Here is a 5,824-nt window from a genome sequence, read left to right as displayed (position 1 = left end):
GAGCGGCGCCGCGCCGATCCGCGTGCCGAGACGAACGCGTACATGGGCGCCCGCGCCGCCGAGGACGCCCTGCGGGACGCGGGCCTCGCGTCCGCCGAGGTGGACCTCATCCTCAACGCGAGCGGCACTCAGCAGCAGCCCATTCCGGACGGCGCGGCGCTCGTGCAGGCCGAGCTGGGTCTCGGCGAGACGGGCGTGACGGCCTTCAGCGTGCACGGCACCTGCCTGAGCTTCGTCGCGGCGCTCGACGTCGCGGCGACGTACGTGGCGTCGGGGCGCTACGCGCGGGTGCTGATCGTCACGAGCGAGATCGGCAGCGTGGGCCTCAATCCGCGCGAGCCCGAGAGCGCCACCCTCATCGGGGACGGGGCCGCCGCCGTGATCGTCGGGCGTGCCGGGGACTCAGAGGGCAGCCGGGTGGAGGCGCTGCGCTTCGAGACGTACGCGCACGGCGCCGCGCACACCGAGATCCGCGGCGGCGGGACCTTCCTGCCGCCCGGTCACCCCGCGAGCTCGGCGGAGGACTTCACCTTCCACATGGACGGACCGAAGGTGCTGCGGCTCGCGCGGGCGTACGCGCCGGGCTTCCTGGAACGCCTCCGTCCGGGTCTGTCGTCGTCCCTCGCGGGCGTGGACGTGGTGGTGCCGCACCAGGCGAGCCTCGTGGGGCTCAGGCTCCTCTCGCGCTTCGGCTGGCCCGACGAGGCGGTCGTGAGCACCCTCGCGGAGCTCGGGAACTGCGTGGCCGCGTCTATCCCGCTGACCCTGCACCACGCCGTGAGGACCGGACGTCTGCGGCGCGGCCAGCGGGTCCTGCTGGTCGGGACGGGCGCGGGCTTCTCCATCGGCGGGGCGGTGCTGACGTATTGAAGCCCAGAGGGGAGGTCAGGATGTCTGTCCCGCGAACTCGCGTATTGCTGTTCCTGCGAGAAGTGCAAATCAAAACACGATACTTCTGAGTTCGATACTTTGAAGTATCGCTCGTGTTCGGACCCAAGTTCTGCTCGTGATTCTCCTGCCTACGCCAACACCGCTATGGCGGCCCGCGTCACGGGCTGGGACGATGAGCGCATGCCCGAGTTCCAGCTGCGCGACCTGAAGCGCCCCGACGACTACCCCGCCCTGGCCGAGGTCCGCAACGCCAGCGACCCCGCCTACCCCGTGACGCCCGAGTTGCTCGCCCACGAGGACGCGCACGCGGACCCGGCGCTCTACCGGGCCCAGGTCGTCGCCGAGGCGGACGGGCGGGTCGTGGCGTTCGGCGCCGTGGGTCACGACGCGTTCTCCTTCGAGCCGTGGCGCTACTGGGGGACCATCCACGTCCACCCGGACTTCCGGGGGCGCGGCATCGGAGGGGCCCTCTACGACGAGCTGACGCGTCGGCTGCGCGAGCGGGACGCGCGGGAGATCCGCACGGGGATCACGGACCGTCCGCAGGACGCGGCGGGACGCGCGTTCCTGGAGTCCCGGGGCTTCCGGCCCGCCTGGGAGCGGTACGAGTCGCGCCTCCACACGGACGCCGCGAACCTCGGCACGTTCGACGCGCTCCTGGCTTCGGTCCGCGCGGCGGGGATCGAGCTGAGGTCGCTGGCGGACCTGCTGGGCGACGACTCCCACGAGCGCCGGCTGTACGAGCTCGAATGGACGCTCTTTCAGGACGTGCCGCTCGGCACGCCCGTGACGAAGCGTCCGTACGAGCAGTGGAGACGCGAGGAGCTCGAGGATCCCACGCTGCGTCCCGACCTGTCGTTCGTGGCGATCGATCCTCACCGCGAGGACGATCGGACGGGCCTGTTCGTCGGGTACAGCACGCTGTCCTTCAACGAGGCGGGCGGCTTCGCGATGATCGGCATGACGGGCGTCCTGCGCGCGTACCGGGGGCGCGGGATCGCCAAGGCCCTCAAGGTGGAGGCGATGCGGGCGCTCGCCGCCGCGGGCGGCGGGGAGATCCGGACGTTCAACGACCCGCCGAACACGGCGATGATCGGCATGAACCGAGCGCTGGGCTTCGAGCGGACCACCACGCGCTACAGGTACGAGCTCCGGCTGGACGGGGCCGGTTCCTGAATCCGGGTGGGGTCACGCGCCCCATCTCTCTCGTGAGCATCTTTAGAATCGAACTTCTTTGGAGTCGAGTTCGGGTAAGGTGGGTCCGTGACCCTCGTTCCTCGCCAGGCTCCCCTCGATCTCGCCGGACGGACCGACGAGCACGTCCGCGTCACGGCCGTCCGCGCCGCCACCGAGTACGACGCGGACACCCTCGTCGTGATCCTGCACGCCTACCTGCGCACCGCGAGCGGCAAGGCCGCCCGCACGAGCGGTCACACGCTCGTCGCCTACGAGCACGCCGCGCGCCGCTTCGTCCCCTGGGCGCGCGATCACGGCGTCACCCTGCTGCGGCCGGGGCGGCGGGTGGGCGGCCTGTACCTCAACCACCTCCAGACCCTCGAACTCGTGGAGCACAACCGCAGGCAGCGCACCACCCGCGTGCGCCGTCTCGCGCCGCGCACGGTGCAGAAGCACGTCGCGGGCGTCCGGGCGTTCTACCGCGCCCTGCAGTGGGCCGACGCGACCGACGCCAATCCCTTCCAGGACGTCCGCCCACCCAAGGACCCCACGCCGCCCATCGTGGCGCGACCGCCCTACCGTCAGGAGATCGACGCGGTCCTGCCGCACTGCGATCCGCACGAGACCGTGCTGCTGCTGCTGTGCGCCCACGCGGGCCTGCGTGTCGGGGAGGCGCTCTCGCTGCGGTGGGGTGACGTGGAGGGGCGCTACGTGAGCGTCCTCGGCAAGGGCTCGAAGCGGCGCCGGGTGCCGGTCAGCGACCGCCTCGCGCGCGCCCTCGCCGTGCTGGAGCGCAGTGAGGACGCGTCCGCGTCGGTGCTGCCCTACGCCAACTACGGCGTGGCGGCGTGGCGACTGCGCAAACGCTTCCGCCAGGCGGGCGGGCGCTTCAACGGCTTCCACCGGGCGCGCAAGCACGCTGGAACGCGGCTCTATCAGGCCGTGCGGGACTTCACGCGCGTCAGCCTGTTCCTGGGACACGCGAGCGAGGTCACGACGCGCGCGTACGTGGAGGTCGAGGATCACGACGTGGCCGACTTCGTGCGCGGCTTCTGACCCACGCGTGAAAGGGGCGTTCACGTGCCTGTCACGACACCACGCGCCGCTTCACGTGAGCTTCACGGCGCCCGTCCTATGCTTGCCTCAGGTCAGCGGGATCCGACGTGAGCAAGGGGAGGGGCGTCGGGTTCCGCTGAACCTTTTTTGGTGGTGGCCTCGCGGAAGGTTCACCGCGTCTTGGCCCTGATCGTCACACCGCTTGACTTTCGGTTTAGACAGGACTAAAAGCGAGGGATGGCGCCCCCGATCTCGCACGCGATGGAGGACTACCTCAAGCAGCTCTACCTCCTCGGTCAGCACGGCCGCGTCAGCACCCAGGCACTCGCGGACAGCCTCGGCGTCAGCGCGCCAAGCACCACGAACATGCTGAGGCGACTCGCCGAACTCGGCCTCGTCACGCACCAGCCCTACCAGGGCGCCGCCCTCTCCCCGGAGGGTGAACGGGTCGCGCTGGAGATCCTGCGTCACCACCGCCTGCTCGAGCTCTACCTGCACCGCGCGCTCGGCTACCCCCTCGACGAGGTGCACGACGAGGCAGAACGCCTCGAACACGTCATCAGCGAGGCCTTCGAGGACCGCATCGCCGAATGGCTCGGCCATCCCGACTTCGACCCGCACGGCGACCCCATCCCCGCCAAGAACGGCGACCTGCCCGCGCGGGACACGCGGCCCCTCACCACGCTGCGTCCCGGCGCCCTCGCGCGGATCGAGCGGGTCCCCGGCGAGACGACGGTGCTGCGCGCCCTCATGGAGCGCGGCCTCACGCCCGGCGCGCTCGTGAGGCTCGTCAGGCGCGAGGAGGAACTCGGAACGGTCACCGTCCACGTCGCCGAACAGGACCGGACGCTCGGCATGACGGTCGCCGAGCGCGTCCTCGTCACCGAGGAGGTGCCCGCGTGAGCCGCACCTCGAACGAGGACGCGGCCCGGCCCGCCACGCTCGACGAACGCATGAACGCCCGCGCGGAGGCGGTCCTCTCGCGCAGCAGCGACCGGCGCGGCCTCGCCCGGCTCCTGCCGTTCCTCGGGCCCGCCTTCGTCGCGTCCGTCGCGTACATGGACCCCGGCAACTTCGCCACCAACATCCAGGGCGGCGCGCAGTTCGGGTACCTGCTGCTGTGGGTCGTCCTCGGCGCGAGCCTCATGGCGATGCTCGTGCAGACCCTCACCAGCAAGCTCGGGCTCGCCACCGGCAGGAACCTCGCGGAGCACATCCGCGACCGCTGGCCCCGGCCCGTCGTGTGGTTCTACTGGGCGCAGGCGGAGATCGTCGCGATCGCCACGGACCTCGCCGAGTTCCTCGGCGCGGCCCTCGCGTTCAGCCTGCTGTTCGGCATGCCGCTCATCTGGGGCGCGGTCCTCACGGGCGTCGTCACGTTCTCCATCCTGGCCCTGCAGAACCGCGGGTTCCGGCCCATCGAGATCGTCATCAGCGCCTTCGTCGGGGTGATCGCGCTCGCGTACGTCGTGCAGGTGGTGCTCTCCAGGCCCGGCCCGGAACTCCTCGGCGGGTTCGTGCCGCGCTTCGAGGGAACGGACAGCGTGTACCTCGCCGTCGGCATCATCGGCGCGACGGTCATGCCGCACGTGATCTACCTGCACAGCGCCCTCACGCAGAACCGCGTCACCGCCGCCACGGACGAGCAGAAACTGCGGCTCGCCCGCTTCAACCGCGCCGACGTCCTCATCGCCATGACCGTCGCGGCCCTCATCAACCTGAGCATGCTCGCGTCCGCCGCGGCGGCCTTCCACGCGAGCGGCAGGTCCGACGTCGCCGACCTCACGGTGGCCTACCGGACCCTCACGCCCCTGCTGGGCGGCGCGGCCGCCGCGGCCTTCGCGCTCGCCCTGCTCGCGTCGGGCCTGTCGAGCAGCACGGTCGGCACGATGGCCGGGCAGGTCGTGATGCAGGGCTTCGTGGGCTTCCGCATCCCCCTGATCGTGCGCCGCCTCGTGACGATGGTGCCCGCCTTCGCGGTGATCCTCGCGGGTCTCGATCCCACCGCGACGCTCGTGCTGTCGCAGGTCGTGCTGTCCTTCGGCATCCCGTTCGCGCTCGTGCCGGTGCTGCTGTTCACCGCGCGGCGCGACGTCATGGGCGTGCTCGTCAACCACAAGGCCGTCACGGCCATCGGCTGGCTCATCGCGGCGCTCGTGATCGGCCTCAACGTGTACCTGCTCGTCCGGACGTTCCTGGGCTGAGGGTTCAGGGGTGGCGCGACGACACCGTGATCGCGAGCGCCACGCCGCCCAGCGTGAGCGCGAGCGCCACCGCCAGCCAGGACGTGTCGCGTGAACGCCGCGGCCCGACGCGTCCGAGCGGGTCACGCAGACCACGCGGGGCGCGCCAGGCCAGCAGTTGCAGCGCCGTCCCGACCACCACGAACGGCGTGCAGACCAGCGCGAGGCCATGCAGCGACGCGTCGGGCCACACCACCGTGAACGCCACGAAGCCCGGAAGACCCCAGACGGCGCCGCGGCGGCCCAGCGCGAGCGTCACGGCGGCCAGCACGACCGAGCTCAGAACCAGGGGAAGCCACCACGTGGGAAGGAGCGTCACGCGAGGCACCCTAACATCACCACGTGCGAGCTTGATCAGCGGAACCTGAGAAGGCTAGGACGGGGACGGCGCGCCCAGCGCGCCCGCCTCGTGCGGCAGGCCCGCCGCCTCGTAGGCGGCGCGGGCGTCGGCGAGGTAG

6 protein-coding genes are annotated in these 5,824 nt (G+C 71.3%); 5 read left to right on the top strand and 1 reads right to left on the bottom strand.

All coding sequences use genetic code 11. The features are described 5' to 3' along the window. The 5 genes from DEIPI_RS0122885 to DEIPI_RS0122865 form a co-directional block, all read left to right on the top strand. On the top strand, positions 1-870 hold an 870-nt coding region (locus DEIPI_RS0122885), incomplete at its 5' end, for a 3-oxoacyl-ACP synthase (protein ID WP_027483307.1). 201 nt (positions 871-1,071) lie between these two features. Beyond that, entirely contained in the window at positions 1,072-2,067 is a 996-nt protein-coding gene (locus tag DEIPI_RS0122880) for a GNAT family N-acetyltransferase (RefSeq protein WP_027483306.1), read from the top strand. 87 nt (positions 2,068-2,154) lie between these two features. Next, positions 2,155-3,123 carry a tyrosine-type recombinase/integrase gene (locus tag DEIPI_RS0122875; protein ID WP_027483305.1) on the top strand — a complete coding sequence of 323 codons (969 nt, stop codon included), beginning with the start codon at positions 2,155-2,157 and terminating at the stop codon, positions 3,121-3,123. A 237-nt stretch (positions 3,124-3,360) separates the two neighbouring features. Continuing rightward, complete coding sequence (locus DEIPI_RS0122870; protein WP_027483304.1) at positions 3,361-4,026, top strand: metal-dependent transcriptional regulator; 666 nt, start codon at positions 3,361-3,363, stop codon at positions 4,024-4,026. 50 nt (positions 4,027-4,076) lie between these two features. Continuing rightward, positions 4,077-5,327, top strand: a complete 1,251-nt coding sequence (locus DEIPI_RS0122865; protein WP_045235036.1) for an Nramp family divalent metal transporter — start codon at positions 4,077-4,079, stop codon at positions 5,325-5,327. 4 nt (positions 5,328-5,331) lie between these two features. Here DEIPI_RS0122865 and DEIPI_RS0122860 read toward each other — a convergent pair whose 3' ends face one another. Further along, on the bottom strand, positions 5,332-5,685 hold the full coding sequence (locus tag DEIPI_RS0122860; protein WP_027483302.1) for a hypothetical protein: 354 nt from the start codon (positions 5,683-5,685) through the stop codon (positions 5,332-5,334). Between the last annotated feature and the right edge of the window lie 139 nt (positions 5,686-5,824).

This window comes from Deinococcus pimensis DSM 21231, from assembly GCF_000519345.1.
GTDB classification, from domain to species: domain Bacteria; phylum Deinococcota; class Deinococci; order Deinococcales; family Deinococcaceae; genus Deinococcus_A; species Deinococcus_A pimensis.
Note: the sequence above shows the minus strand (reverse complement) of the source record. Positions and strands in the feature narration are given on the sequence as shown.